The 25,860-nt window shown below is 54.1% G+C and carries 24 protein-coding genes; 21 read left to right on the top strand and 3 right to left on the bottom strand.

All coding sequences use genetic code 11. From position 1 onward, the window contains the following. From GN107_RS09595 to GN107_RS09570, 6 genes are all read left to right on the top strand, one after another. A partial coding sequence (locus tag GN107_RS09595) for a PTS system mannose/fructose/sorbose family transporter subunit IID (RefSeq protein ID WP_196246310.1) occupies positions 1–315 on the top strand: 315 nt, incomplete at its 5' end. 117 nt (positions 316–432) lie between these two features. Beyond that, entirely contained in the window at positions 433–837 is a 405-nt protein-coding gene (locus tag GN107_RS09590) for a DUF956 family protein (RefSeq protein WP_155287601.1), read from the top strand. Between the two features lie 192 nt (positions 838–1,029). Then, a complete protein-coding gene (gene yycF, locus GN107_RS09585; RefSeq protein WP_155287602.1) occupies positions 1,030–1,749 on the top strand; it encodes a response regulator YycF in 720 nt (239 codons plus the stop codon). 38 nt (positions 1,750–1,787) lie between these two features. Beyond that, a complete protein-coding gene (gene walK / locus GN107_RS09580; RefSeq protein ID WP_155287603.1) occupies positions 1,788–3,686 on the top strand; it encodes a cell wall metabolism sensor histidine kinase WalK in 1,899 nt (632 codons plus the stop codon). Further along, a complete protein-coding gene (locus GN107_RS09575; protein ID WP_196246311.1) occupies positions 3,676–5,040 on the top strand; it encodes a YycH family regulatory protein in 1,365 nt (454 codons plus the stop codon). Before walK ends, GN107_RS09575 begins: the two co-directional genes overlap by 11 nt. Before the next feature lie 12 nt (positions 5,041–5,052). Then, complete coding sequence (locus tag GN107_RS09570; protein WP_155287605.1) at positions 5,053–5,859, top strand: two-component system regulatory protein YycI; 807 nt, start codon at positions 5,053–5,055, stop codon at positions 5,857–5,859. A 92-nt stretch (positions 5,860–5,951) separates the two neighbouring features. Here the strand turns inward: GN107_RS09570 and GN107_RS09565 are convergent, their stop codons facing one another. Further along, a complete protein-coding gene (locus tag GN107_RS09565; protein WP_155287606.1) occupies positions 5,952–6,842 on the bottom strand; it encodes an EamA family transporter in 891 nt (296 codons plus the stop codon). Positions 6,843–7,038: 196 nt separating this feature from the next. Here GN107_RS09565 and GN107_RS09560 point away from each other — a divergent pair, with 196 nt between their 5' ends. The 4 genes from GN107_RS09560 (at position 7,039) to GN107_RS09545 (ending at position 11,425) form a co-directional block, all read left to right on the top strand. Continuing rightward, a complete protein-coding gene (locus GN107_RS09560; protein ID WP_155287638.1) occupies positions 7,039–7,830 on the top strand; it encodes an MBL fold metallo-hydrolase in 792 nt (263 codons plus the stop codon). A gap of 141 nt (positions 7,831–7,971) precedes the next feature. Continuing rightward, complete coding sequence (locus GN107_RS09555) at positions 7,972–8,736, top strand: hypothetical protein (RefSeq protein ID WP_155287607.1); 765 nt, start codon at positions 7,972–7,974, stop codon at positions 8,734–8,736. A 263-nt stretch (positions 8,737–8,999) separates the two neighbouring features. After that, the gene (locus GN107_RS09550; RefSeq protein ID WP_155287639.1) at positions 9,000–10,331 is read left to right on the top strand and encodes a S1C family serine protease; all 1,332 of its coding nucleotides are present in this window, start codon (positions 9,000–9,002) and stop codon (positions 10,329–10,331) included. 671 nt (positions 10,332–11,002) lie between these two features. Next, on the top strand, positions 11,003–11,425 hold the full coding sequence (locus GN107_RS09545) for an Hsp20/alpha crystallin family protein (protein WP_155287608.1): 423 nt from the start codon (positions 11,003–11,005) through the stop codon (positions 11,423–11,425). Positions 11,426–11,622: 197 nt separating this feature from the next. Here GN107_RS09545 and GN107_RS09540 read toward each other — a convergent pair whose 3' ends face one another. Continuing rightward, positions 11,623–12,309 carry an EAL domain-containing protein gene (locus GN107_RS09540; protein WP_155287609.1) on the bottom strand — a complete coding sequence of 229 codons (687 nt, stop codon included), beginning with the start codon at positions 12,307–12,309 and terminating at the stop codon, positions 11,623–11,625. 160 nt (positions 12,310–12,469) lie between these two features. After that, positions 12,470–13,969 (bottom strand): glycerol kinase GlpK, encoded by a 1,500-nt coding sequence (gene glpK, locus GN107_RS09535; RefSeq protein WP_269057691.1) that lies wholly within the window; start codon positions 13,967–13,969, stop codon positions 12,470–12,472. A gap of 218 nt (positions 13,970–14,187) precedes the next feature. On the opposite strand from glpK, the gene purE reads away from it, so the two are divergent. From purE to purD, 11 genes are all read left to right on the top strand, one after another. After that, entirely contained in the window at positions 14,188–14,676 is a 489-nt protein-coding gene (gene purE, locus GN107_RS09530) for a 5-(carboxyamino)imidazole ribonucleotide mutase (RefSeq protein ID WP_155287610.1), read from the top strand. Next, on the top strand, positions 14,669–15,748 hold the full coding sequence (gene purK, locus GN107_RS09525) for a 5-(carboxyamino)imidazole ribonucleotide synthase (protein WP_155287611.1): 1,080 nt from the start codon (positions 14,669–14,671) through the stop codon (positions 15,746–15,748). Before purE ends, purK begins: the two co-directional genes overlap by 8 nt. 39 nt (positions 15,749–15,787) lie before the next feature. Beyond that, positions 15,788–16,525 (top strand): phosphoribosylaminoimidazolesuccinocarboxamide synthase, encoded by a 738-nt coding sequence (locus GN107_RS09520; RefSeq protein ID WP_155287612.1) that lies wholly within the window; start codon positions 15,788–15,790, stop codon positions 16,523–16,525. A gap of 303 nt (positions 16,526–16,828) precedes the next feature. After that, the gene (gene purS, locus GN107_RS09515) at positions 16,829–17,095 is read left to right on the top strand and encodes a phosphoribosylformylglycinamidine synthase subunit PurS (protein WP_155287613.1); all 267 of its coding nucleotides are present in this window, start codon (positions 16,829–16,831) and stop codon (positions 17,093–17,095) included. Further along, on the top strand, positions 17,092–17,778 hold the full coding sequence (purQ, locus tag GN107_RS09510) for a phosphoribosylformylglycinamidine synthase subunit PurQ (protein WP_155287614.1): 687 nt from the start codon (positions 17,092–17,094) through the stop codon (positions 17,776–17,778). Before purS ends, purQ begins: the two co-directional genes overlap by 4 nt. Further along, complete coding sequence (gene purL / locus GN107_RS09505) at positions 17,765–19,978, top strand: phosphoribosylformylglycinamidine synthase subunit PurL (RefSeq protein ID WP_155287615.1); 2,214 nt, start codon at positions 17,765–17,767, stop codon at positions 19,976–19,978. Before purQ ends, purL begins: the two co-directional genes overlap by 14 nt. Then, positions 19,963–21,420, top strand: coding sequence for an amidophosphoribosyltransferase (gene purF / locus GN107_RS09500; RefSeq protein ID WP_155287616.1), 1,458 nt, complete (start codon positions 19,963–19,965; stop codon positions 21,418–21,420). Before purL ends, purF begins: the two co-directional genes overlap by 16 nt. Beyond that, a complete protein-coding gene (purM, locus tag GN107_RS09495) occupies positions 21,417–22,430 on the top strand; it encodes a phosphoribosylformylglycinamidine cyclo-ligase (RefSeq protein WP_230678597.1) in 1,014 nt (337 codons plus the stop codon). Before purF ends, purM begins: the two co-directional genes overlap by 4 nt. Continuing rightward, on the top strand, positions 22,430–22,999 hold the full coding sequence (purN, locus tag GN107_RS09490; protein WP_155287642.1) for a phosphoribosylglycinamide formyltransferase: 570 nt from the start codon (positions 22,430–22,432) through the stop codon (positions 22,997–22,999). Before purM ends, purN begins: the two co-directional genes overlap by 1 nt. Further along, positions 23,000–24,529 carry a bifunctional phosphoribosylaminoimidazolecarboxamide formyltransferase/IMP cyclohydrolase gene (gene purH, locus GN107_RS09485; RefSeq protein ID WP_155287617.1) on the top strand — a complete coding sequence of 510 codons (1,530 nt, stop codon included), beginning with the start codon at positions 23,000–23,002 and terminating at the stop codon, positions 24,527–24,529. It abuts the gene before it with no gap. Positions 24,530–24,547: 18 nt separating this feature from the next. Further along, a complete protein-coding gene (gene purD, locus GN107_RS09480; RefSeq protein WP_155287618.1) occupies positions 24,548–25,807 on the top strand; it encodes a phosphoribosylamine--glycine ligase in 1,260 nt (419 codons plus the stop codon). The last annotated feature ends 53 nt before the right edge of the window (positions 25,808–25,860 follow it).

Genomic DNA, 25,860 nt, shown 5'->3' with positions numbered 1-25,860 from the left:
TGGGTTAACGTTAAGTTCACCCCAGTTGTTTCTAAGACCCCTCTTTCAAAGGGTGCTTACATTGACTGGGCACACCTACCAAAGGGTGCGCAGGGTATCCACGATGCTCTGACACAGCAGGCTGGCGGTCTGGCTCTTGACAAGATCAAGACCACGACTCTGCAGAACAACTTGGACCAGTTGATTCCTGGTCTCGCTGCTCTGCTGCTGACCTTCCTCTGCATGTGGCTTCTGAAGAAGAAGATTTCCCCAATCTGGGTTATCCTTGGACTCTTCGTTGTCGGTGTTCTGTTCCACGTATGGGGCCTCATGTAGTCAATAATTCATCACTTGTGATGGTGCTATACTATATAATAAGAGCCTGGGTGGCTTCCACCTGGGCTCTTATTTTTAAATGAATTGAAAATCACGCGTGAAGTTGGAGGAATCGTAATGTCCAAATCAGTAGCTGAAACTGCGGCTTTATCAATGAATAAGAATGTGGACCTAACTGATGATGGCACCTCATATATGAGTGTTGGTTCATATGGCAAAGTAATAGTTGGCGATACAGCTTTTGAATATTTTAACCACCAAAAAGTTGCTGATTACATTCAGATTCCTTGGTCAGACGTTGATTACGTAACCGTCGAAGTTCTTTCTGGCGGCAAGCGCATTCCGCGGTTTGCACTGCACACTAAAACAGGAATTGATTATACATTTTCGGCTAAACATCCCCACCAAGTACTACGGGCCGTCCGCAAGTACGTTGCACCTGAGCGGATGGTTAAGACAGTATCCTCGGCAGAGAAACTACGGAACTGGTTCCACGGATTATTTCATTTTGACCGTGATTGATGATTTTGGAGCTCGCGACTTCGATTATGATTAATCGCTGACTAGCAACGGTAGAGCGCACCCATTCCCAATTGTTGGGTGTGGGTGCGCTCGTTCGTTGAGTTGGTATTTTTTAACAAAAGCTAATTTTTGCGGCCGGTTGCGTTTACAAGTATAATAGGAGATGGAACCCCACTAATGGAGGTAAATAGTATGGCTAAAAAAGTACTCGTCGTTGACGACGAAAAACCAATCTCTGATATCGTAAAATTCAATTTGACTAAAGAAGGCTACACGGTTGTCACCGCATTTGACGGTGAAGAGGCGCTCAGCCAGTTCAAGGCGGAGAAGCCTGATCTCGTGCTGCTAGACCTCATGCTGCCCAAGATCGACGGACTGGAAGTTGCCCGCCAGATTCGTAAGGACAACGACACGCCAATTATCATGTTGACGGCTAAGGACAGTGAAATTGACAAGGTTCTCGGTCTAGAACTTGGTGCTGACGATTACGTCACCAAGCCTTTCTCCAACCGTGAACTAGTTGCCCGGGTCAAGGCAAACCTGCGCCGGCGTAGTGACAGTAACACCAGCTCTGATGTTGACGATGGTAAGGCAGATTTGACCGTCGGCGACCTGATCATTCACCCAGACGCTTACACGGTCACCAAGCGCGGTGAGAACATCGAACTCACACACCGTGAATTTGAGTTGCTCCACTACCTTGCCCGGCATTTGGGCCAGGTCATGACGCGGGAACACTTGCTGCAAACCGTTTGGGGTTATGACTACTTCGGTGACGTGCGGACGGTTGACGTAACTGTGCGCCGACTACGTGAGAAAATCGAGGACAATCCGTCCCACCCATCATGGCTCATTACCCGTCGTGGGGTTGGTTACTACCTGCGCAACCCAGCCACTGAACAGAATTTGTAACGCGCTGAGACTATGAAGAAGGAACGGTCAGTTCTGGCATGAACAAGAAAATCAAGTTTTTCCAGTCGATTCATTTCAAAATCGCGCTGGTCTTTATCCTTTTGCTCATGATTACCGTCGAGATTATCGGTGCGTACTTCGTTAAGCAGCTGGAACAACAGAACATTGATAGCTTCAAGAGCCGGATCACCATCGAGAACTATATTCAGGACCAGTTGTCCACTGACTTGCAAAACAGCGATACTGACACTGCCAACGCAAATATTCGCGACTTGCTGAATGAATCAAGCATCGCAAATACGGCTGACATTCAGGTTGTTGACGCCAAGGGGACCGTGCGTGGGGATAGTAATGTTAACGCACAGAACAATATTGGCCAGAAAAGTTCTAATTCACGTGTGAAGAACACCCTCTACACAGGTCAAACCTACGAGGGCTTTATTTACGATGGGGATAATGGTAGTTCGAATTACACGAAGATCATTCCTATCAAAAACGCTAATACGACCGGCGATGAAAATAATGTCCTGGGAGCCATCTACATCCGGGCGAACATGGACAGTGTGTACGACAACATCAACAGCATCATCAGGATTTTCCTGATTGCCACGATTATTGCCGCGTTTTTGAGTATTCTCATTTCGATCGTAATCAGTCGGGCGATCACGCGGCCAATTGACGCGATGAAACAGCAAGCCATCCGCATGGCCCGGGGTGATTACTCCGGTCAGGTTAAAATCTATGGTCAGGATGAGCTGGGCCAGCTGGCGGTTGCCGTCAACAACCTGTCCGTTCGCGTTGAAGAGGCACAGGAAGCCAGTGAAGCCGAACGGCGGCGGCTGGATTCTGTCCTTGCGCACATGACCGATGGTGTTATTGCCACCGATCGGCGCGGGAACGTCATCATTATCAACCAAACGGCACTTGAGTTTCTGACGATGAAGACTGAGGACGCAATCGGTGTGTCTATCTTGAGGCTGCTCAAAATCGAGAAGGACTACAACCTGCGCGATTTACTCGAGAACCAAAAGGAATTGTTACTGACCTTTGAGACCGAGGAACACCACAAACTCATTTTGCGCGCGGACTTCTCACTGATTCAGCGGGAAACGGGCTTTATTTCGGGCCTCGTTGTTGTCCTGCATGATGTTACTGAACAGCAGAAGAATGAGCGTGAACAGCGGGAATTCGTTTCGAATGTTTCCCACGAACTGCGAACGCCGCTCACTTCGCTGCGGTCTTACATTGAAACCCTGAATGATGGTGCTTGGAAGGATCCTGAGATTGCGCCGCAGTTTCTGAAGGTGACACAGGAAGAAACTGACCGGATGATCCGGATGATCAATGACTTACTCGCACTCTCACGGCTTGATTTAGGGACGAGCAAAATGGAAATGGAAACCGTTGATATCAACGAGTTCTTCAACTACATTTTGGATCGTTTCGACATGATGCTGAAGACCGATAATGAACACACCGGCGAAACGCAGCACATGCACCAAAATAAGCCGAAGAAGCAGTACACGATTCGCCGGGAGATCACCAAGCGTGATTTGTGGGTCGAAATCGACCAGGATAAGTTCATGCAGGTTGTCGACAACATTATGAACAACGCAATCAAATACTCACCAGACGGTGGGGTCATCACGGCCCGGTTGCTGGAGACGCACAATCACGTTATCCTTTCGATCACCGACCAGGGACTGGGAATTCCGCAAAAGGATATTAACCATGTCTTCGATCGCTTCTACCGGGTCGACAAGGCCCGCTCCCGGAAGCAGGGTGGTACCGGTCTGGGCCTAGCCATCAGTAAGGAAATCGTTGAGGCGCTGGGCGGCCAAATCTGGGTCGACTCGCAAGAAGGTAAGGGGAGCACGTTCTACATTTCCCTCCCTTATGAGCAGATGGATTCGGAGGATGAATGGGATGAGGTTTAGACACTTTTTATTCCGGATCGTACTAATCGGTCTGATTGCGGCGAGCGTTGGTTTTACATGGATCATCTGGTTCAACCCTGCCCACATGGAGCACAAAGCGACTAGTGAGGTCACCGTTAAGACCACGACCTCAGCTGTTAAGCATCATGAAACGGGTGTGTTTTTGCCGACGCGGATTATTGAGACCCAGGCCGGGACCACGCGCTTGCTCGCGGAAAGCAAGGGTGATTTATCCGCACGGGTGCGCCGCAACGTTAAGTCTGGCCGCGTTCAGCACGTGGGGGCGGCGACCAAGCTGAGTAATAGCGCGTATGCGGCGCTGCTCAGCCGCGACAACACGGTCCAGATGACCTATGCCGGCGAGATGAGTTGGCAACTATTTGATAAGCTGTACTTCAGCAAATCCGCGCGTGATAAGACGAATGATTTTGAGTTCAACCGCATCATCGTGAACTTGCGCAGTGGGGCGCTGACGCTGGCCAACGATCGGCAGCGGCAGACGCACAAACTGCAGATGAGCAAGAAGCTGAATCTGGTGGCTTTAAATGGCGCGCTCAGTCATGCCAACTTGAGCTATCCCTTTAACTACCAGCGGATGGGTAGCCGGGAAGTGGCCCTCTTCCAAGGCGATGTCAAGATCCCGACTTACACCTATTTGCTTGATAAGCAAAATGCTAACCATTACGTTACTGCGCTAATGGGCAGTGGTAACCGCATGTCATCTGCGGTTGATGCGAAGCAACTAGGTGAGCAAACCGTCTACACCGTCGACAACAATAATCAACGGCTGGCGGTGGACCGGAATGACAGTATGATGCAGTATGAGAATTTTGTGGTGTCTGGTCCGAAACAGACGGATAGCGCTGTGTTGCGTGCGGCCTACGATGACATGATGCGGCTGAACGTGAACGAGGTTGATGACATGTCCTACTTCGGCTATCAACACGACAGTTCTACCGTTACCTTCCGCACCTATGTTGGCGGGTTGCCGATTATCAATGACATGCTGAACGGGACGGTTACGGTCACCCACACGAGCAACAGCAAGCGCATTGCCTTTTCCGGAGACAACCTCGCCGTTGCAATTCCGACCAGCGAGACGGATACAACGCTGCCGGCCGCGCAAACGGTGCTGGATCAGCTGCGCAACTACGGCTTGGACACAAGCAGTGTGAGTGATGTGCAGCTTGGTTACGACTGGAACAAGGATGAGACCAGTACCCAAGTTGCGGACCTTGCACCGACGTATTACATTCAGGTGAACGGTGATTACTACGATTACAAGGATGTACTGAACGGCACTGTTAAACTGACTGCTAATGGCACCCGGGCGCAGACCGCGGACAATAATTAAGGAGGCTAAGGCATGGACTTTCACCGAATCGAATGGATTTTCCTCGTTGTCTTCGCCTTCCTTGACATTTTTCTCGGCTGGAGCGTGACGCAGAACCAGAAAGTATACTTGTCGACGGGCACAACGGGTGGTAATTCGCAGATCGTTCGCGATATCAAGCAGGACGATATTACCGTGCCCAAACTCAGCAATAAGCAGGTCAGTTCGAGTTATGCGGCTAGTGAAACCAGTACGATGCTCAGCCAGAATTACGAGCGGGTTGCCAAAAGCGGCGACCAGAACGTTACGATCAACACCGGGGCTTACCAAACGCTGGATGCACGGCTCAACCGGCCGTTGCGATTGCGGAAGAAGGATGTACTCGGGCAGGTAAAAAGCTTTATCAACAATCCCAACAATGTCCTCTTCGGTAAGAATTATGTTTACGAAGCCGACATGAGCAACGGTTCACGCTACGTGTTTGTGCAAAAGCTGGCTGGCGTGCGGGTCATTGACGACAGGGCAATGTTGGTGCTGACGGTTAATGACGGTTCAATTACCGGCTATACGCAGACCTATATCGACAAGCTCAAGATGATGGACAACAATCAGAAAATTATGAGTGCGCGCGATGCGGTTTACACCTTGTACCGCAGCAACGAAATCGTCAACAATTCCCGCGTCATCTGGACGCACCTGGGCTATACCTGGTTGCTTAACGCTAAGGGGAGCACGGTGTACGTACCGGCTTGGTTCGTGGGCATCGAGAGTAAGAGCTCGAAGAACGTCACGGTTAAGCGGGTCAATGCGATTACCAAGGCGGTTATCAAAACTAGATAGCGTTTCAGTAGCACTGCGGGTTGATTGCCTGCAGTGCTATTTTTGTGCAGAGATAGGGCCGGGTGCTGGGCTTGGTTATTGCAAGCTCCTAATCATTCGCGTAGGTGTGCCTTACGAACGGGCAGGGCCTGCAGGAAGACGGTGCAGATGACCAGTGCCCCGCCTAATAGTGCCGCGGGGGCTAGAGTGGTCCCTAGCAGGAGCCAGCTGAACAGGGTTGCACTGAGTGGTTCACACGCGCTGATCATGCCCACTGTTTGGGGACTCAGGGCCCGCAAACTGCCTAGGTAGAGCAGGTAGGCCAGCATTGTCCCGAAGACGACGATGAAGGCTACATCGAGGAGCAAGCTTGGCTGGTATAGTGGCCATGGCGTCATCAACAATGTTGGCCAAAAGAGCACGCTTCCGATAACCATGGACCAACCGACAACAATTTTGGCGTCAAAGGCCCGGAGGAGTTTGCGGGGAACGAGGGTGTAGCTGGCCTGACTAGCACCCGCCAGCACGCCCCAGAACACGGCTAGGGGTGCTAGACTGAGATGGGTGAAGTTACCCTCCGTCACCAGCAGGATGGTGCCAAGCAGTGCTACTGCCATTGAGATCAGGTCGATCCGACGCGGCATGGTCTTCGTCTCCACAGCCACTGTTGCGATGATAAACAGGGGGCCGAGGAACTGCAGCACGGTCGCTGTAGCCGCGTTGCCGTAGTGAATCGCTAGAAAATAGCATAGCTGCGAGGGAACCATTCCTAGAATTGCAAACACCAAGAGCCGGCCGGTGGTGTGCCAGGTCTTAAAAATAGCCCAGATGTCCGTGCCGGTGCACGCGGCCCAGATCAGCAGTAACACGCCCGCTAGTAGTAGGCGGAGCCCGACCAACCACAACGATGACACGGCGGCTAGCACTGCCTGTGCAGCAACTCCGGACAGGCCCCAAAATGTTGTCCCAATAATAGCAATGATCATCCCGTGCTTTTTATCCATCCGACTAGCTCCCCCAAGATATTAATTATTTCATTGTAGCGCAATCGCAAGTGGTGATAAATCAGCATTTAGCGCAGTCCAGTCTCTGCGCCAAACATTAGTACGCCCAGGTGTAAACACCCGCCCCCCGTTTGCGGTACAATGGCAATAGAATTATCAGGAAGGACGTGGCACTTTGACTCAAGAAGATTTTGGCATGCGCGTTAGTGTGCTGGCGAGCTCAAGCTCAGGTAACGCGACTTACATCGAGACGCCTGAACACAAAGTGCTGGTGGATGCTGGGCTCTCGGGCAAGAAGCTTGCCGCGCTGATGGCCAGTATCGGCCGTGATTTAAATGATGTTGACAGCCTGTTTATTACCCATGAGCACACGGATCACGTGGCGGGGATGGGTGTGCTTGCGCGGCGCTATAAGCAGCTGACCGTGTACGCCAACAAGGGGACTTTTGCTCATTTACCGAAGAGTGTCGGCAAAATTCCTTACGATCAACTAGCGCTGTTCGACATGGGGACCACCCTTTCACTGGGGGACCTAGATGTTGAGAGCTTTGGGGTGTCGCATGACGCTGCAGAGCCACAGTTCTACCAGTTTCACCATGATGACCGGGCCTTTACCATTTTGACGGACACTGGTTACGTTTCCGACCGGCTGGCGGGCACGATTAGAGATTCAGATGCCTATGTCATGGAAGCGAACCATGATGTGGAGATGCTGCGGGAGGGACCATACCCATGGGGACTGAAGCAGCGGATTCTGTCCGACTACGGTCACCTCTCCAACGCGGATGGTGCGGATGCTTTAATGAGCGTGATCGGGCCGCGGACCAAGCGCGTATACCTGGGTCACCGTTCCGCACACAACAACACAAAACCACTGGCCCACACGACCGTTGCGGAGCTGTTAAAACGTGAAGGACTTGGCGTTGACCATGATTTTGCACTTCTGGATACGGAACGCGAAAAAGCGGAAGGTTTATTTACCGTTTAATGCTTTGCGTATCTAACAATTTATCGACAATTATCCGGTAGCACCTGATTTAATGCGGAATTTCGCTGTGCTCTGGTATAATGGGAACAGGTAAGTGCGAATATTATTTTTGTGAAATCACATACAACTGGGGCGAATAAGATGGCGGGATTACTTAAATATTCAGACTTCGAAAACTGGCGGGAAGTCGATAATGTTATCGCGGGCGCGGAAAAAGACGTTATTAAGGACGTCCGGCGCCTCAGCCACGTAACGTATTGGGGTAACCGAGATAAACTGAACGTGTTTAAAAAGGCCCACCCGAAGTTCTTCGAGACGAATTTCCGGACTTTGACATATGATGAAGCCTGCAAATTCTATGAAGAACACAATGAAAGTGGGGTCAGTGAGTACTTAAATCTGGACCTGATGCTACGGGTGACTAAGCTGCTCTACCGGCGGGCCCAATTTGAGATGCTGTTGGACCGGGTATTTTACGGGGTCAGTTACATTCAAGCTTGGGGTTATGAGCTGAAGAGTATCTACCTGTCCCCAATTTCTGAAGCTGTCTTCCTCGGAATTGATGGTAGCCAGTTCCCCCGCTTCTTATCCGAGTTTGCTGATTCTGCTGACTTTAGTAACGCTGAGACCGCAGCTGATTATGACGCTGACCACCCGTTTGTTGTGCGGATCAGCACTAGCGGTGATATTCCGGGCACACCGGATGCCAGTGCTCGTTACACCAAACCTTTCGATGTCGACTTGGATGTAACGCGGTGGGTACCAATGCCGCCAGAACTGCTGATTTACCACGACAGTGAAGGGAAAGAGATGCGTTCGGCCAGTCCAGCCGCTGCTAAGACGGCGCGCCAGGCGCGTGACGCCAAGAACACGATGCTGCGCTACAGACTGGGTCTAGCTCAGTAAGCAAAGTAGAAACTGCTTCGCGACTATTAATCGTCGTGGAGCAGTTTTTATTTTTAAACATTTTACAAAATTAGCCTATCTTTGAGTATTCCCAATCAAGTATGATTAAGATAAGGGTGTACGAATAGACCGGTTCCGTAGCGGTTCCGGATTCTTCCCGCGTTTGTCATATTTTAGGCACATTTTCTAGCTATGATGTAACCATAGACGAACAGAGTTAGTTAATGAAAGGAGGAGTGGTGGCTACGTAGCCACGTATGATTATGGACAATAACTCACACCAATTCTCAGAAGAACCAGTCAAGAACCAGGGCAATCAGGGGGGACAGCAGCCACCACGCCACAATGGCGGCGTGGGTAAGACGGCTGTGGTTGCGGTCGTTGCGGCCCTGATCGGCGGCGGTGTCGGTGGTGGGGTCGCCTACTATGGTTTTGACCACAGTGGCAACCTCGGCGTCACCGACACGAGCAATAAGGCGGGGACGACCCAAGTATCTAATGTTTCCGTTAAGCAGTCTGATGCGAGCCAGGCGGCCTTCTCCAAGGTCAAGGGGGCGGTTGTCTCCGTCATCAACCTGCAAAAGCAAAACGATGATCAGAGTACCTGGGGGAGCCTGTTCGGGGATAGTGGCGATTCCGGTTCCAGCAGTTCCAAGTCGTCAGATTCGTTGACCGAGTACTCGGAAGGGTCCGGGGTCATTTACGAGAAGAAGGATGGCAGTGCCTACATCGTCACTAACAACCACGTTATTTCCGGTTCCGACAAACTGGAAGTTATTTTGAGCGATGGCACCAAACTGACCGCTAACAAAGTGGGCGCCGATTCCGTTACCGACCTTGCCGTGCTCAAAATCGACGGTGCGAAGGTGAACACCGTGGCCAGCTTCGGTGACTCCAGCAAAATTGCTGCGGGACAGACGGTGCTCGCCATTGGCTCCCCACTGGGCACCCAGTATGCGACCTCCGTTACCCAGGGAATCGTGTCCGCTAAGAGCCGGACGGTCGACACGACCGATGACAACGGGCAGACGACGGGCCAGGCAACGGTTATTCAAACTGATGCCGCCATTAACAATGGTAATTCCGGTGGTCCCTTAATCAATCTTTCCGGGCAGATCGTTGGGATCAACTCCATGAAGCTATCCGGGTCTAGCGATAGTAGCGATAGCGCGACGGTCGAAGGGATGGGCTTCGCGATTCCAAGTAATGAAGTGGTGTCAATCATCAACCAGCTTGTAACCAGCGGCAAAGTGGTGCGGCCAGCACTGGGAATTTCCGCGATCGACCTTGATCAGGTGTCTGCAGATCAGCAAAAGTCGATCCTTAAGTTACCTAGCTCCGTCACCAGTGGGGTCGTGATTGCCGGGTACACGCGGACCAGCATTGCTAAGCGTGCTGGTCTTAAGGAGTACGACGTCATCGTTGCCATTGATGGTAAGAAGGTCACCAACATGGCCGACCTGCACACGGAGCTCTATAAACACAAGGTGGGCGATTCCGTTCAGGTTAGTTACTACCGGGGCAGCAGTAAGAAGAACGTGACGATCAAACTTAGCCAAACTACCGACCAGTTGGAAGGCGGCAACACTAAATAGTAACAATTAGTAAGAAATCGGAACCATTAGCGCCTAAAAAACGCTAATGGTTCTTTTTTTACCAACAATACATTGATTTTGACGTGTAAAGTTCGTAAATCAGCAAAGGGGCTGGGGATTCAATCGGGGGACAAGTGCATTTCGCTCCTGTGGATAACTCTGTGGATAGTGTTTATAAGTGGGTTTCTGCGAGTTTTCCACCGATTTGCTACTGGTGTGGACAAAAAAATTTTTAGGTGCGTGAACATTCATGAAGGCCCTAGGAGACAGGCTTTTGACGTCGCTTACAGACTTTAAACGAATATTAAGATGCTGTGGACAAAAGCTTTTTTGCTAATTAGGGCTTGCATTTTGTAGGCACCAAATGTTGTTCCGAACAAGTGCTTTACCCCCAGATTTGGGGATAAGTTTGTGGACGGTGTGCATAAGTCATGGGGACAAACTGTGCTTGCCTGTACATTAGTGGGGACAATCATAAATTAATATCTGCTCATGATTTCATTTAATATTGGTATATGCGAATTTAATAGATTTTAAGATTGTTAGTTTCTTTTTAAACCCTTTATAGACGGTGTTTGCTTAAAAAATATCGCTATACGCTTACTTTTTGTGTTAAATGTGGTATACTTAACGTGTTGAGAGATAAAGGTTAATAGAAAGGATGAATGCACATGGCAAACGAATTGATGCAACACGATGATTGGCTCGCAGACCCGTTCTTTGAGCAGGTTGGTCGGCACCTCTTCGGGAGTATGGCTCCTAGCCGCGCGCTGAAGACCGATATTAAAGAAACCGACAAGAATTATCAGGTAACAGTTGATGTTCCTGGAGTTAAGAAGGAAGACATCAAGCTAGCTTACAATGATGACACCCTCAGCATTAGTGTTCGTCAGAACAGTTATGATGATCACACCGACAAGAACGGTGACCTCTTGATGAGTGAACGTTCATACGGCGAGATGAGTCGGAACTACCGTTTGCTCAACGTTGACCGCGATAAGATCAGCGCCAAGCTCGACAACGGGGTCCTGAATATCACGCTTCCTAAGGCTGATGACATCAAGGACATTGACGGCACCATCGACATTAACTAAGTACAAAGCACCTGAATGAGATAAACAATTGAAACGAAAGGTTCCCGCTCGTGCGGGAACCTTTTTTTGTGTATGTAGGTGGTTGCGGCTTATGTAAGAACCTGGCCGCGCACTGCTTCGTTATGCTCCACATGCAAAAAAAGCGGCCCCCGCCTTGCGGGGACCGAAGTTAATTAACAGATTTTAGTATCGCACGCTTAGCTGGCGGCAGTAACTGAAGAAATTGGCATCAGGAATGGGCGCCCCGTGTAGTAACCCTGAATCAGGTTGCACGGATAGTCTTCCTGGATGGTAGCTAGGTCCTCGGCGGTCTCGATACCCTCGATTGCGAGCATCTTGTGGTGCTTTTCCGCCATGTCGTACCAGTAATCGATTGTTTCCTTGATTTCGCTGATGTGGTTGAAGGGCCGGAAGTTTTGGAGCGCGAACTTGTATTCATCGATGAAGTCATCAAGAGCAACGACGAGCTCCGGTGTGTTATCACCAGTCCCAACGTCATCCATGCAAACAAGCAGGTGCGCGGCGTGGAAACGCTGGGCTGCAGCGTAGAGCTGGTCGTTGGTTACGTTGGGGTCGGTTCGCTCTGTCAGCTCGGTGAAAATCTCAACGTTAGTGGTCGCTTGAACCTTAGCGATTGCTTTTGTGAACGCTGGGTCGATGAACTGACACTGCTCCAGGTTGAAGGATACCAGTTGCACGTGCTCAGGGAGCATGGCGATGGTGCGCATCAACAGGTCGGCGATTTGTTCGGGAGTGCTGGCCGTAAAGTCATCAGGAAGCACCCAGTTTTCGCCGCGTTGCTCGCGAATGAACAACTCATAGCCGACAGGTTCTTTGTCTGTCTTATCAAGATTGAACTTTGGTTGTCCGTAAAAACGCAACATGCTAACTGCCTCCTTGGAACTGATCCCTTATTTGTGCCAATACTCGAGAATCAAGTGTTCATGGGCCAAAATCATTTTTGTACCCATAAATGCACATCATTTTACACTGATTGTATCATAGTAAACAACAAACACAATGGTTCTTTCACGAAAAAAATTTTCAATCATGCTTACTGAAATAACGGGTTGCCGCGACCGCCTTTTGCCAACCAATGTATAGCTTTTCGCTCGTCGCGACAGCCATTTGTGGTTTGAAAGTAGTGTTGCCGGTGTTGATTGCTTTGAGTTCGTCCGTATTTTGCCAAAAGCCAATGGCCAAGCCAGCGATGAAAGCAACACCGCGCGCGGTGGTTTCGAGGACCGCAGCGCGTTCGAGCGGTAAGCCCAGAATGTCGGCCTGGAACTGCATCAGGAAGTCGTTGCGGGCCGCACCACCGTCGACACGCAAGCGGGGAATGTCGATCCCGGTGTCGGCTTCCATCGTCGTGACCACGTCTTTAGTTTGGTAGGCGAGTGACTGCAGGGTGGCCTTTACAAAATCGTCGCGGTTCGTTCCGCGAGTGATACCAAACACCGCACCCCGGGCATCGGGATCCCAGTACGGTGCGCCCAGTCCGGTGAACGCGGGGACTACGTAAACTTCATTGTTACTGGTTGAACGTTTGGCTGCGGCTTCAGAGTCGGCTGCATTAGCAACGAGCTGCATCCCATCCCGCAACCACTGAATGGCCGAACCAGCGACGAAAACTGATCCTTCGAGTGCGTAATTAACCTTGCCATTCATTCCGTACGCGATGGTCGTTAGCAGGTTGTGCCCCGACTTGACCGCCTTGGTGCCCGTGTTCATGACGATGAAACTACCGGTACCATAAGTGTTTTTAACTTCACCGTCGTTCAGCGCCAGCTGCCCAAATAGTGCAGCCTGTTGATCACCAGCAATCCCGGCAATTGGCGCTTGCGTGCCGTAAAAGTGGTAGCTGGCCGTCACGCCGTAGACCCGGTCGTTGGGCCGGACTGTTGGCAACATCGCCTTGGGAATGTTGAGCAGGTGCAAAATATCGTCATCCCACTTTAGGGTGTGGATGTTGAAAAGGGCGGTGCGACTCGCGTTTGTGTAATCCGTCACGTGAATCGCACCCCCGGATAACTTCCAGGTAAGCCAGCTATCAATGGTCCCGAAAAGCAGTTCCCCGCGCTCGGCGCGTTCCTGCGCGCCGGGCACTTGGTCGAGGATCCAGCGAATTTTGGTTGCGGAAAAATATGGATCGATAATCAGGCCGGTTCGTTTCTGAAATAAGTCCGCGTAGCCGTCTGCCCGCAACTGTTCCGCAATCGCCGTGGTCTGCCGCGACTGCCACACGATTGCGTGGTAGATGGGCAGCCCAGTCTGGCGGTCCCAAATGACGGTCGTTTCCCGCTGGTTGGTGATCCCGATCCCAGCAATTTGATTGGGCTGGACGGCAGCGTTAATGAAAATATCCGCAATGGTTGCCTGCACGGCATTCCAAATCTCATTAGCGTCGTGCTCGACCCAACCCGGATGCGGAAAGTACTGGGTGAATTCGCGCTGGGCCTCGGCGATTGTATTGCCGGCATGATCGAAGATGATTGCGCGGGTGCTCGTAGTCCCTTCGTCAATTGCCATGATGTATTTCTGCACGGTTATCCCTCCGTTAATAAATAGCGCTTACAGTAATGATATACCTGGTTTGGTGAAAAAAGTATTCATTATCAGCTTTATGTGTATAAAAGCACAAGCTAATCATTCGTAAATACGAACAATATAAACATGAAGTAACAAGATTGTTAAGATTAACCATTGAATCCGCACTTGCGGCATGGTAGACTCAGGCCATCAAGATGAAAAGAGGGGTTATCGTGACGAAGGTGGCAGTCGTTATGGGATCAACGTCAGATTGGCCGACGATGCAAAAGGCAGCGGCAACGCTTGACGAATTGGGTATTCCGCGTGTAACCAGGGTTATCTCGGCGCACCGGATGCCGGATGAGCTAGCTAATTTTGCAAAAAGTGCCCGCACTAGTGGAGTTGATGTAATCATCGCGGGGGCCGGTGGTGCGGCCCATTTGCCCGGAATGTTGGCTGCAAACACGACCGTGCCGGTAATCGGGGTTCCGGTCAAAACACGAACATTATCCGGAATTGATTCTTTGCTATCAATTGTGCAGATGCCGAGCGGAATTCCGGTCGGAACAGTGGCAATTGGGGATGCTGGTGCAACCAACGCCGCCCTGTACGCAGCCGCGATGCTCGCCATTACCGATCAGGAGATTGCTGCGAAACTAGCCGACTACCGCGCTGCCCAGACCAAACGTGCCAGCGAAAGTGGGGCTGAGCTTGATGACTAAGGTGATTTTGCCGCCCGCAACGATTGGCATTATTGGTGGGGGCCAGCTCGGGCGGATGCTTGCCATTGCCGCCAAACAGATGGGCTACCGGGTCGGAACCCTTGAACCGACGCCGGATTCACCATGCGGCCAAGTCGCCGATTTTCAAATTACTGCGCCCTACGCCGATCAAGATGCTTTAATGGAGCTCGCGCGGCGTAGTGACGTGTTGACCTATGAATTCGAGAACGTTGACCTGACCGCGTTGCGGGCCGCTGCTAAGGTGACTGCGGTACCCCAGGGAACGGAGCTACTGGCAATCAGTCGCGACCGCGTCCGGGAGAAGAGTTTTCTGAAGGACCTCGGCGTGCCAGTCACGAACTTTGCAGCGGTCAGTGCACCTGGGGACTTAGCGGATGCAGTTGGTAGTATCGGTTATCCAGCAATTCTTAAAACGACGACCGGGGGTTATGACGGCCACGGGCAGGTGGACTTGAACACACCAGCTGATTTACCCGCAGCGGCCGAACTGACGCAAAAGGGGCCCTGCATTTTGGAGCAACGGCAGAATTTTGACCGCGAGCTGTCGATCATGGTGACACGCGGCGTTGCCGGGGATGTGCACGTGTTCCCGATCGTGGAGAATCACCACGTGCACCATATCCTGCACGAAACAATTGCGCCGGCACCGAACATCACCCCCGCACTGGCAGCCCAAATCAAGCAGCTGGGGGTGACGATTGCGACGGCGCTGACCCTGCGCGGGGTCCTCGGCATCGAAATGTTTTCCACCGCGGATGGGGTGCTCGTAAACGAAATTGCCCCGCGGCCGCACAACTCAGGGCATTATTCAATTGAGGCCTGCAACATTTCTCAGTTTGACGCCCACATCCGTAGTATTTGCGGTCTACCGATTCCTGATGTGCGCTTGGTGGAAAACGCGACGATGCGGAACCTGCTCGGTGATGATCTGCCGAACGCGCTTAAGGAATGGCCGCAGCACCCCGAGTGGCACCTGCACAATTACGGGAAGGCGGAGGTCCGTCCTGGCCGCAAGATGGGTCACATCACGGTGACTCAGCCGCGCGCGTAGTACGTTGTGGTGAATGAATAACAAAAGGAGAATTTTGCAATGCCAGTGAAAAAGGAACTTTTGTACCGTGGTAAAGCCAAGTCGGTGTACGCAACTGATGATCCTGACCTGTTGTGGGTGATCTACAAGGATCAGGCGACCGCGCTGAACGGTAAGGTTAAGGAACAAATCAGTGGCAAGGGCCGCCTCAACCTGCAGATTTCAACCCTACTGTTCAAGGAAATCACGGCTGCCGGCGTGCCGACCCATTTTGTTAGCGACCCCGATGCGGACAGCATGCTCTGCAAGCGGGCCAAAATGTTGCCCCTAGAAGCGGTGCTTCGGAACTACGCTTCGGGGCATTTTGAGTCCAAGTTCCACGTGAAACACCTCTTGCCCTTCAAGCCAGCTATCCACGAGTACTATTACAAGTCTGACGAACTGGACGACCCCTTCATTAACAATGAGCAGATTATCGCTCTTGGCATCACGGATGCGGCAACATTAGCTCGGGTTCACGACCTGACCGACCAGGTAAACGAGTTCTTGACCGCCCGGTTTGCCGGAATCGGCATTACGCTGGTTGATTTCAAGCTTGAATTTGGCTTTCTTAGTGACGGGCAGTTGGTACTCGCCGATGAGTTATCGCCTGATAACTTCCGACTGGTCGACAAGGATACAGGCGCATCACTTGACAAGGACGTGTTCCGCAAGCATGAAGGCCCACTCACTCCGGTGTACGCCGAAGTGTTGCGGCGGCTGCAAGAAAATGCGGCAACAGTAAGGGCAATTAAATAAGTAATTAATGATTCGTTAGTGCAAATGATGCTCTGTTTTCATAGGTGAGCTGCGTGAAGCTGAAACTTGCGCTTTACACATTTTGAGCCATATACCAAAACTCGGTATCTGGTTCAAAATACGTAAATGCTCAGTTTCAAACCGCTTCACTCCGCTCTGTGTTCGTAGTCGAGCTGCGGTTCGCAGAAGCTTGTGCTTTACCCACTTTGCACCAAATGCCAAAACCCGGCATCTGGCGCAAAGTACGTAAATGCTCAGCTTCTATGCGCGAACCTCCGCTCTGTGTTCAATAGGAGGCATATTGTGAACTTCTTGGCTAAAATCCACGTTAACTACAAACCGTCTGTTCTCGACCCCAAGGCGGAAGCAATCAAAACTGCGCTGACCCGAATGAGCATGGATAATGTTAGTTCAGTGCTCTACGGTAAGTATTTTGAACTCGAACTCACTGCTGATAGTGTCGCGGCCGCGAACACCCAGGTCGACCGTATTTGCGATGAGCTGCTCGCTAACGTCAACATGGAGACCTACCGCTTCGAGCTGGAAGAACAAAGTGAGGTGCGGGAATGAGAGCGGCCGTACTTAGTTTCCCTGGCTCTAATTGTGACCGGGACTTGCTCTGGGCGCTGGACACCATGTCTGGCATTGATAGTGAGCTCGTGCCCGCTAGCGCCGAGCACTTAGACAATTACGACCTGGTCTGCGTGCCCGGAGGCTTTTCCTATGGTGATTACCTCCGCAGCGGTGCCATTGCCCGCTTTAGCCCGGTGATGAGCTCCTTGCGGGAGCACGCCGATCGTGGTGGGCTCGTGCTGGGAATCTGCAACGGGTTCCAGATTCTCTGCGAAGCGGGCCTGCTGCCAGGAGCGCTGCAGTGGAATCGGAATTTAAACTTCATTTGCGAGCCGGAGCCACTGCGGGTCGTGAACACGGACTCCGCCTTTAGCAATGTCTACTCCCAAGACCAGGAGATTGTCCTGCCTATTGCGCACGGGGAGGGTAATTACTACGCCGCCCCAGACACGCTCGCCAAAATTGAGGCGAACGGCCAGGTCATTTTCCGCTACGTTGATAATCCGAATGGCAGTCTGAATGATATTGCCGGTCTGACCAACGCGGCGGGGAACGTTTTGGGCATGATGCCCCACCCGGAACGTGCGGTTGAGCAGTTGCTTGGCGGCACGGACGGACTGGGAGTTTTTGCGTCACTAAAGGCACAGTGTGAGGAGGCAACGACTAATGCAGCGCGTTGAGATGAGTCCCCGGGATATTGCCATTAAGAAGCCCTACCTCGATTGGGGCCTGAGTGTCTGTGAGTACGACCGTTTCCGCACCAAGCTCGGCCGCTTGCCGAACTACACCGAAATCGGCCTGGCCAGCGGCATGTGGAGTGAGCACTGTGCGTACAAGTACAGCAAGCCCGTGCTGCGGCAATTTTGGAGTAAGAACGAGCGCGTCTTGATGGGGCCTGGTGAGGGTGCCGGCGTGATCGATATTGGTGAAGGTAAGGCCGTGGTGTTCAAGGCCGAGAGCCACAACCACCCGAGTGCTGTGGAGCCTTACGAGGGCGCCGCAACTGGGGTTGGCGGCATCATCCGCGACATCTTCTCCATTGGTGCTGAGCCGGTCGCCATGCTGGACTCACTGGCGTTTGGCGAGTTGACCGAACCGCACACGCGGCACCTACTTGACCAAATCGTTGCCGGCATCGGTGGTTACGGTAATTCAATCGGGATTCCTACTATCGGTGGGGAGACCAATTTTGACCCCAGCTACGCGCGCAACCCCTTAGTTAACGCGATGTGCGTGGGCGTGATGGACAAAGACCTGATTCAAAAGGGCCGCGCTTCCGGGGTCGGCAACGCGATTATCTATGTTGGTGCCAAAACCGGCCGCGATGGCATCAATGGGGCTAGTTTTGCGTCCGGTGATTTTTCCGATGCCGAGCAGGCTGACCGGGCGGCGGTGCAGGTCGGTGACCCCTTCATGGAAAAATTACTCATGGATGCCTGCCTGGAAGTGACCCGTAAGCACCGCGACGCCCTCGTCGGGATTCAGGACATGGGTGCCGCCGGTTTGATCAGCTCTAGTGCCGAAATGGCGGACAAGGCCGGTTTCGGGATGGAGCTGAACTTGGACCTGGTACCACAGCGCGAACCGGGGATGATTCCTTTTGAGATTATGCTCTCCGAATCACAAGAACGAATGTTGCTGTGTGTGCGCGCCGGCAGTGAGGACGAGATCCTGAAACTGTTCAAGCGCTACGAACTGGATGCCGTTGTGATCGGTCACGTTAGCGATGGGCACCAGTTCCGGCTGACGCACAAAGGCAAGCTGGTCTGCGATGTGCCCGTGTCCCTACTGACCTCGGACGCGCCGGTTTACCACCAGCACGGTGAACGGCCCGCCCGGCTGGCTGCGCCGCAAGCGGATTTTGTCCCAGAAATCGCTGATGTTAAGCAGACCTGGCTGGCGTTGATCAACCAGCCGACTGTTGCCAGCAAGCAGAGTCTGTACCGCCGTTACGACGCGCAGGTCAAAACGAACACGGTCCAGCTGCCCGGTGGTGATGCCGGGGTCATCCGGGTCCGCGGCACCAAGCTCGCGCTGGCGGCGTGCACCGACAGCAACGGCCGTTACCTCTACCTTGATCCGAAGCGCGGTGGGGCGATGGTCGTTGCGGAAGCCGCGCGTAACGTGGTGGCAACCGGCGCCAAACCGATCGGCATCACCGATTGCCTGAACTACGGCGACCCAACCAAGCCCGAGAACTTCTACGAACTGGAAGAATCCGCCCAGGGGATCACGGCCGCATGCAAGGCGCTCAACACGCCCGTGATTTCCGGGAACGTGTCACTTTACAACGAAACTAACGGCAAGGCCATCTACCCAACGCCAATGGTCGGAATGGTCGGCCTGATTCAGGACCTGCAGCACGTGACCACTATTGCGCTCAAGAATCCTGGCGATCTGTTGTACCTCGTTGGTAAGACCGGCCCCGATTTCAACGGTAGTGAGTTGCAGAAACTGCTGACGGGTGACATCGGTGGGCACCTGTTCGATTTTGACCTCGATGCCGAAGTCGCAACGCAAAAGGCAGTTCTGCGCGCGATTCGTACCGGTTTGGTCAGCGCCGCCCACGACCTGAGTGTTGGTGGCTTTGCGGCCGCCATCAGCGAGATGGTTCTGGCCGGTGATTTTGGGGCCAGTGTCGAGTGGTCACAAATTCCCGCTGAACTGTTTGCCGAGACGCAGGGTCGCTTCTTGCTGAGCGTTCCTACTGCCAAGCAGGGTGATTTTGCCGCACTGCTCGGTGGGAACGCCGAGCTCATCGGGACCGTTAGCGCCACAGCTGACCTGAGTGTCAAGCTGCGCGGTGGTGTTGATTGCCAATTCAGTCGCGCTGAACTGCGCAAAGCATACGAGGAGGGGATTCCATGCCGCATGAGCTAAAAGGACTAAATGAAGAATGCGGCGTCTTTGGTGTTTGGGGCGACCCCAACGCCGCTGAGATCACCCACCTGGGTCTGCACACCCTGCAGCACCGCGGGCAGGAGGGAGCCGGGATCGTTGGCCTCACACCAGAGGGAATGCGCCGCCACTATGGACTTGGCTTGCTGGCCGAAGTCTTCAACCGGCCCGAGCAGCTCAGCCAGCTTCACGGTCGCGCGGCGCTCGGCCACGTGCGCTACTCAACGGCGGGCGGGCGGATTTTGGAAAATATCCAGCCCCTACTGTTTCGTTTCAGCACGGAGGCCATTGCCCTGGCCCACAACGGTAATCTGACCAACGCGAAGAGTTTGCGGCGCACACTTGAAGATCAGGGCGCGATTTTCCAGTCCACCTCGGATACGGAAGTCCTCATGCACCTGATCCGCCGCAGTCACCAGCAGACTTTTGCCGACCAGCTGGCAGCAGCGCTGAACGTCGTGCATGGCGGTTTCGCGTTCATGCTGCTGACGGAGCACGCGATGTACGCCGCTAGCGACCCCCACGGTTTCCGCCCCTTAGTTATCGGGACCTTGCCGTCCGGTGCGTACGTGATTTGCAGCGAGTCGGCGGCCTTGACCGCGGTCGGCGCCAAGTTTCTGCGCGATGTGCAGCCCGGCGAGATGATTACTGTGGATGACGATGGCCTGCACACGCGGCAGTACACGCACGACACACAGCTGACCGTCTGCTCAATGGAATACATTTATTTTGCCCGCCCCGACTCCACGATTCATGGGGTTAATGTCCACCAGGCGCGGGTGCGGCTCGGTGAGCGACTCGCGCAGGAACAGCCGGCACCCGACGCCGATATCGTCTGCGGGGTCCCGAACTCCTCACTGTCTGCGGCGATCGGTTACGCCCGCGCGAGCAAGTTGCCCTACGAAATGGGCCTGGTCAAAAGTCAGTACGTTGCGCGGACTTTCATTCAGCCCACGCAGGAACTGCGCGAGCGCAGTGTGCGCATGAAGCTGAGCGCCATCACTGAAGTTGTGGCTGGTAAGAGCGTCGTGCTCGTTGACGACTCAATCGTCCGCGGAACAACCTCCATGCAGATCGTGAAGCTGCTGCGGGCGGCTGGCGCCAAGGAAGTGCACCTGCGCATTAGCAGTCCGCCGCTACGCTTCCCGTGTTTCTTCGGCATTGATATTCAATCAATGAACGAGTTGTTCGCGGCGAACCACAGCGTCCAGGAGATGCGTGACATCCTCGATGTTGATTCCCTCGGCTTCCTGTCCGTTAAGGGGCTCGAGGAGGGTATCGGGCTGGCACCAGACTTGCCGCACGGCGGCCTGTGCACGGCTTACTTTACTGGTGATTACCCGGCGCCACTGGATGATTACGCCGCCAGTTTTGCGGCCGAGCTTGCTTGTCGCCACATTAACGTTGAGGAGGTGCACGCGTGAAAATCGATTACAAGTCCGCAGGGGTGAATGTGGACGCCGGCAACCAGGCGGCCGCGGAGTACGCAAAATTAACCGCGGCGACGAGTAACGCGAATGTACTCAGTGACCTGGGCGGGTTTGCGGCGGCATACCGGATGCCCGCCGTGGCCAATGCGGTTCTACTCGCGGCTACGGATGGCGTTGGTACCAAGCTGCTGCTGGCTAAGGAGCTCGGCAAGCACGACACCATTGGCATTGACCTTGTCGCGATGGTCGCTAACGACCTACTTGCCGACGGGGCTCAGCCCTTGTTCTTCCTGGACTACTTGGCCTGTGACCAGTTGGACGTTGCGCAGGCGCAAGCCGTGGTCGGCGGGATCGCCGCCGGCTGCAAGCAGGCCGGCATGGCGTTAATTGGCGGCGAGACCGCCGAGATGCCGGACATGTACCCACAGGGGCACTACGACCTCGCCGGCTTTGCGGTCGGCGTGGCTAATGCGGATAAAACCTTACCCCGGGGCGTTGCGGCCGGCGACATGCTAATCGGTCTGCCGAGCTCCGGCCCGCATTCCAACGGCTTCTCGTTGCTGCGCAAATTGCTGGCGGCCACCACGCTCGGTGATCAACCATTATCAGACGGTCGGGACGTACGGGCGGCCATGCTGACGCCAACGCGAATCTACGTGGCGGAACTCGCACCGTTGATTAGCGCGGGGCTGATTCACGGCGCCGCGCACATCACCGGTGGCGGCTTCACGGACAACGTGCCGCGGATGCTGCCGACAAAATTGACCGCGAATATCCAAGCCGGCAGCTGGCAGTGGCCGGAATTATTTCGGCGCGTGCAGCAGGCCGGTGAACTCAGTACCGCGGACATGCGCCGCACCTTTAACCTCGGGGTGGGGATGGTACTGGCCGTTGCGCCGGCGAATGTCGCCGCGGTGCGGCAAGCAATTCCGGATGCCATTGAAATTGGGACGGTCACCGCGCGGCCGGCTGGTGGTCCAGCCGTTATTTGGGAGGAAGAATGATGAAGAACATTGCAATTTTTGCCTCCGGGACCGGGAGTAATTTTGCGGCACTCGTGGCCAAGTTCAGTGATGCGGCCGCGGGAGTGCACATCAGCGTGCTCGTTTGTGACCAGGCGGGGGCGCCGGTGCTGACGAAGGCGCAGGCCGCGGGGATTCCGATCATTAAGGTGGATTACCGGGCGTGCGGCAGTAAGGCCAAGGCTGAAACGACAATTTTGCGTCAGTTGCCACCAGTTGACCTGATTGTGCTCGCCGGCTACATGCGCATTCTTGGACCGACCCTGCTGAACGCTTACCCGCGGCAGATCATCAACCTGCACCCAGCGTTATTACCGAGTTTTCCCGGCCGCACGGGGATCGCGGATGCTTATAATTATGGTGTCCGCGTGACGGGCATCACCGTGCACTACGTTGATTCTGGAATCGATTCGGGGGAGATCATCGCCCAGGAACCGGTTCGCATTGTGCGGGGTGAGAGCCTCGCGGAGCTTGAGGTCGCGATTCACGCGGCGGAACACAAATTGTTGCCAGCAGTCGTTGTGGAACTACTTAACGGAGGAGAAGAATAAATGAAACGTGCATTGCTCAGTGTATCGGATAAGACTGGTCTCGCGGATTTTGCTCAGGGGCTGATTGCCCGTGGCTTCGAAATTGTTTCCACCGGTGGGACGCAAAAGGCATTGCAGGCAGCGGGCGTTACGGTGATCGGCGTTGAAGACGTCACCGGCTTCCCCGAAATGCTGGACGGCCGGGTCAAGACCTTGCACCCGCGCATTCATGCCGGCATCTTGGCGCGGCGCGATCTGCCGGAACACATGGCAGCGTTAGACGAGCACAAAATTACGCCGATCGATGTGGTGTGCGTGAACCTCTACCCATTTGCGGAAACGATTCACAAGGCTGGGGTGACCCGGTCGGAAGCAATCGAGCAGATTGATATTGGCGGGCCATCCGCACTGCGCGCCGCAGCGAAAAACAGTGACGCGGTCTGGGCGGTCGTTGATCCTGCCGATTATGATTCCGTGCTGAAGGGGATTGATGCCGACGACCTGCAATTGCGCCGCCAGCTCGCGGCCAAAGTCTTCCGCACCACGGCTGCATACGACGCACAGATTGCTAGTTACCTGACCACTGAGGAATTCCCAACCACCTTCACGCCGACCTACGTGCGCAAGCAGGAGCTGCGTTACGGTGAAAATAGTCACCAAGCGGCGGCCTTTTACGCTGAGCCGTACCCGGCAGCGACCTCAATTGCCGCGGCTAAACAGCTGCACGGCAAGGAACTATCCTTTAACAATATCAAGGACGCCGACGCCGCACTGCTGACGCTGGCGGAGTACGCTGACCAGCCAACCGTCGTGGCCATGAAGCACATGAACCCCTGCGGAATTGGCCGTGGGGATACGATCGAGGCGGCTTGGGACAAGGCCTTTGCCGCGGACCCCGTTTCGATTTTTGGCGGCATCATCGCTCTGAACCGGCAGGTGGATCTGGCAACGGCAACCAAGATGCACAAACTCTTCCTCGAAATCATTATTGCCCCTGGTTTTGATGATGACGCACTCGCTATCTTGAGCAAAAAGAAGAACGTGCGGCTGCTGACGGTTGAGATGGCTGCGGCTGACAAGACGAAGCCGGAGTATGAGACCATCTCCGTGCGCGGTGGCTTGCTCGTTCAGGAGCGCGATCAGCAGGTTGAGACTGCCGCTGACCTCACCGTGGTAACTGACGTTAAGCCAACGCAGGAGCAGATTGAAGCCCTCGTGTTCGCGCAGAGCGTGGTCAAGCACGTCAAGAGCAATGCCATCGTGGTGGCCAAAAAGGACCAGACGCTTGGCATCGGGGCCGGCCAGATGAACCGCGTCGGTTCCGTTGAACTCGCCATTACCCAGGCCCAGCAGAATGAGAATTTTGCCGGGGCGGTTCTGGCCAGTGACGCCTTCTTCCCGATGGGCGATTCGGTTGATTATGCGGCTAAGCACGGCATCCGGGCCATCATTCAGCCCGGTGGAAGCATCCGCGACCAAGAGTCGATTGACAAGGCGAACGAGTATGGTATCGCCATGGTCACCACTGGGGTGCGGCACTTCCGGCACTAAGCGAAAGGAGTAGGGGCAATGACAAATGTGTTGATTGTTGGTAGTGGCGCTCGGGAAACGGCACTAGGGCTTAAGTTTCTAGCTTCACCACAAGTTGATCAGGTCTACGTTGCCCCGGGCGGCGACGGGATGGACATTGTCGGTCTGCACAGTGTGGCGATTGACGTGATGGACTTTCCGGCGCTCATTGAGTTTGCGGCCGCTAACGTGGCGCTGACTTTCGTGGGGCCAGAGCAACCGCTCGTTGCCGGTATTACGGACGCCTTCACCGCAGCAGGCTTACCGATTTTCGGCGTCACCAAGGCGGCGGCCCGGCTTGAGGGTAGCAAAACCTACGCGAAACACTTCATGGCTAAGCACGACTTGCCGACCGCGCGGGCCAAAAGTGTCCAGTCCCTCAGTGCGGCATTGTCCGTGCTGGATGAGTGGGGTGTACCCATCGTCATCAAGGCGGACGGGCTCGCTGGCGGTAAGGGCGTCGTGGTGGCCCAGGATGTTGATACGGCGCGTGCGGCCATTGACCGGCTCTATGCTGCCGATGCTGCGGCCCCGGTACTGATTGAGGAGTTTCTGGCCGGTCAGGAAGCATCAGTGATGGCACTGTTTGCTGGCCAGAACGCGGTGATTTTGCCCTTATCCCAAGACCACAAGCGGCGCTATGATGATGACCGCGGGCCCAACACCGGCGGGATGGGTGCCGTGAGTCCACTGCCGCAGTTTACGCAGCAGGAACAGGCCGCGGCAACCGCGCTGATGCGCCAAACCGTGGCTGCGCTGGTCGCGGATGGCGTTGATAGCTGCGGGGTCATCTACATGGGCCTGATTTTCACGGCGGCTGAACCCAAGATTCTGGAGTACAACATGCGCTTCGGCGATCCGGAGACGCAGGTGCTCCTGCCCCAGATTCAAAACGACTTCTACGCGCTCGTCACGGACCTGATGGCGGGTAAGCAGCCAGAATTGCAGTTGGATGGGCAAACCTACGTCGGCGTCGTTCTGACGCATCCGGATTATCCAGTCACCAGCAAGCCGGCATTGCCCGTAGTTCAGCCGGACACGGCCTTGTTGGCGGCCCACGCCTGGATTCCCGCGGCGGTCAGCAAAACGGCTGGTGGCCTCGTGAGTACCGGTGGCCGAGTGCTGACCATAGTTGGCAGCGGTACTGACGCTGGCAGTGCAACTAAGGCGGCCTACGCACTTGTTCAGCAGTACGCTGGGCAGCTGGCGTACCGCAGCGACATCGCGCACAACGCGCTGGTCACTAGCAAACAAAATTAAGCCAAACAAAGAAGCCACATTCGGAGACTGCGAGTGTGGCTTCTTTGTTGAGC

The sequence above is a fragment of the Lacticaseibacillus zhaodongensis genome, assembly GCF_009687905.1.
Classification (GTDB): domain Bacteria; phylum Bacillota; class Bacilli; order Lactobacillales; family Lactobacillaceae; genus Lacticaseibacillus; species Lacticaseibacillus zhaodongensis.
This window is presented reverse-complemented; position numbering and strand designations above follow the sequence as displayed.

Excerpts from the sequence above, each read along its gene's own strand:
- purK (WP_155287611.1), top strand. The coding sequence starts at position 14,669 with ATGACTAAGGTGATTTTGCCGCCCGCAACGATTGGCATTATTGGTGGG.
- GN107_RS09540 (WP_155287609.1), bottom strand. The coding sequence starts at position 12,309 with ATGTTGCGTTTTTACGGACAACCAAAGTTCAATCTTGATAAGACAGAC.
- purQ (WP_155287614.1), top strand. The coding sequence starts at position 17,092 with ATGAGAGCGGCCGTACTTAGTTTCCCTGGCTCTAATTGTGACCGGGAC.
- purL (WP_155287615.1), top strand. The coding sequence starts at position 17,765 with ATGCAGCGCGTTGAGATGAGTCCCCGGGATATTGCCATTAAGAAGCCC.
- GN107_RS09575 (WP_196246311.1), top strand. The coding sequence starts at position 3,676 with ATGAGGTTTAGACACTTTTTATTCCGGATCGTACTAATCGGTCTGATT.
- purH (WP_155287617.1), top strand. The coding sequence starts at position 23,000 with ATGAAACGTGCATTGCTCAGTGTATCGGATAAGACTGGTCTCGCGGAT.
- GN107_RS09570 (WP_155287605.1), top strand. The coding sequence starts at position 5,053 with ATGGACTTTCACCGAATCGAATGGATTTTCCTCGTTGTCTTCGCCTTC.
- walK (WP_155287603.1), top strand. The coding sequence starts at position 1,788 with ATGAACAAGAAAATCAAGTTTTTCCAGTCGATTCATTTCAAAATCGCG.
- GN107_RS09545 (WP_155287608.1), top strand. The coding sequence starts at position 11,003 with ATGGCAAACGAATTGATGCAACACGATGATTGGCTCGCAGACCCGTTC.
- GN107_RS09520 (WP_155287612.1), top strand. The coding sequence starts at position 15,788 with ATGCCAGTGAAAAAGGAACTTTTGTACCGTGGTAAAGCCAAGTCGGTG.
- GN107_RS09565 (WP_155287606.1), bottom strand. The coding sequence starts at position 6,842 with ATGGATAAAAAGCACGGGATGATCATTGCTATTATTGGGACAACATTT.
- purD (WP_155287618.1), top strand. The coding sequence starts at position 24,548 with ATGACAAATGTGTTGATTGTTGGTAGTGGCGCTCGGGAAACGGCACTA.
- purF (WP_155287616.1), top strand. The coding sequence starts at position 19,963 with ATGCCGCATGAGCTAAAAGGACTAAATGAAGAATGCGGCGTCTTTGGT.
- yycF (WP_155287602.1), top strand. The coding sequence starts at position 1,030 with ATGGCTAAAAAAGTACTCGTCGTTGACGACGAAAAACCAATCTCTGAT.
- GN107_RS09590 (WP_155287601.1), top strand. The coding sequence starts at position 433 with ATGTCCAAATCAGTAGCTGAAACTGCGGCTTTATCAATGAATAAGAAT.
- purN (WP_155287642.1), top strand. The coding sequence starts at position 22,430 with ATGAAGAACATTGCAATTTTTGCCTCCGGGACCGGGAGTAATTTTGCG.
- GN107_RS09555 (WP_155287607.1), top strand. The coding sequence starts at position 7,972 with ATGGCGGGATTACTTAAATATTCAGACTTCGAAAACTGGCGGGAAGTC.
- GN107_RS09560 (WP_155287638.1), top strand. The coding sequence starts at position 7,039 with ATGCGCGTTAGTGTGCTGGCGAGCTCAAGCTCAGGTAACGCGACTTAC.
- GN107_RS09550 (WP_155287639.1), top strand. The coding sequence starts at position 9,000 with ATGGACAATAACTCACACCAATTCTCAGAAGAACCAGTCAAGAACCAG.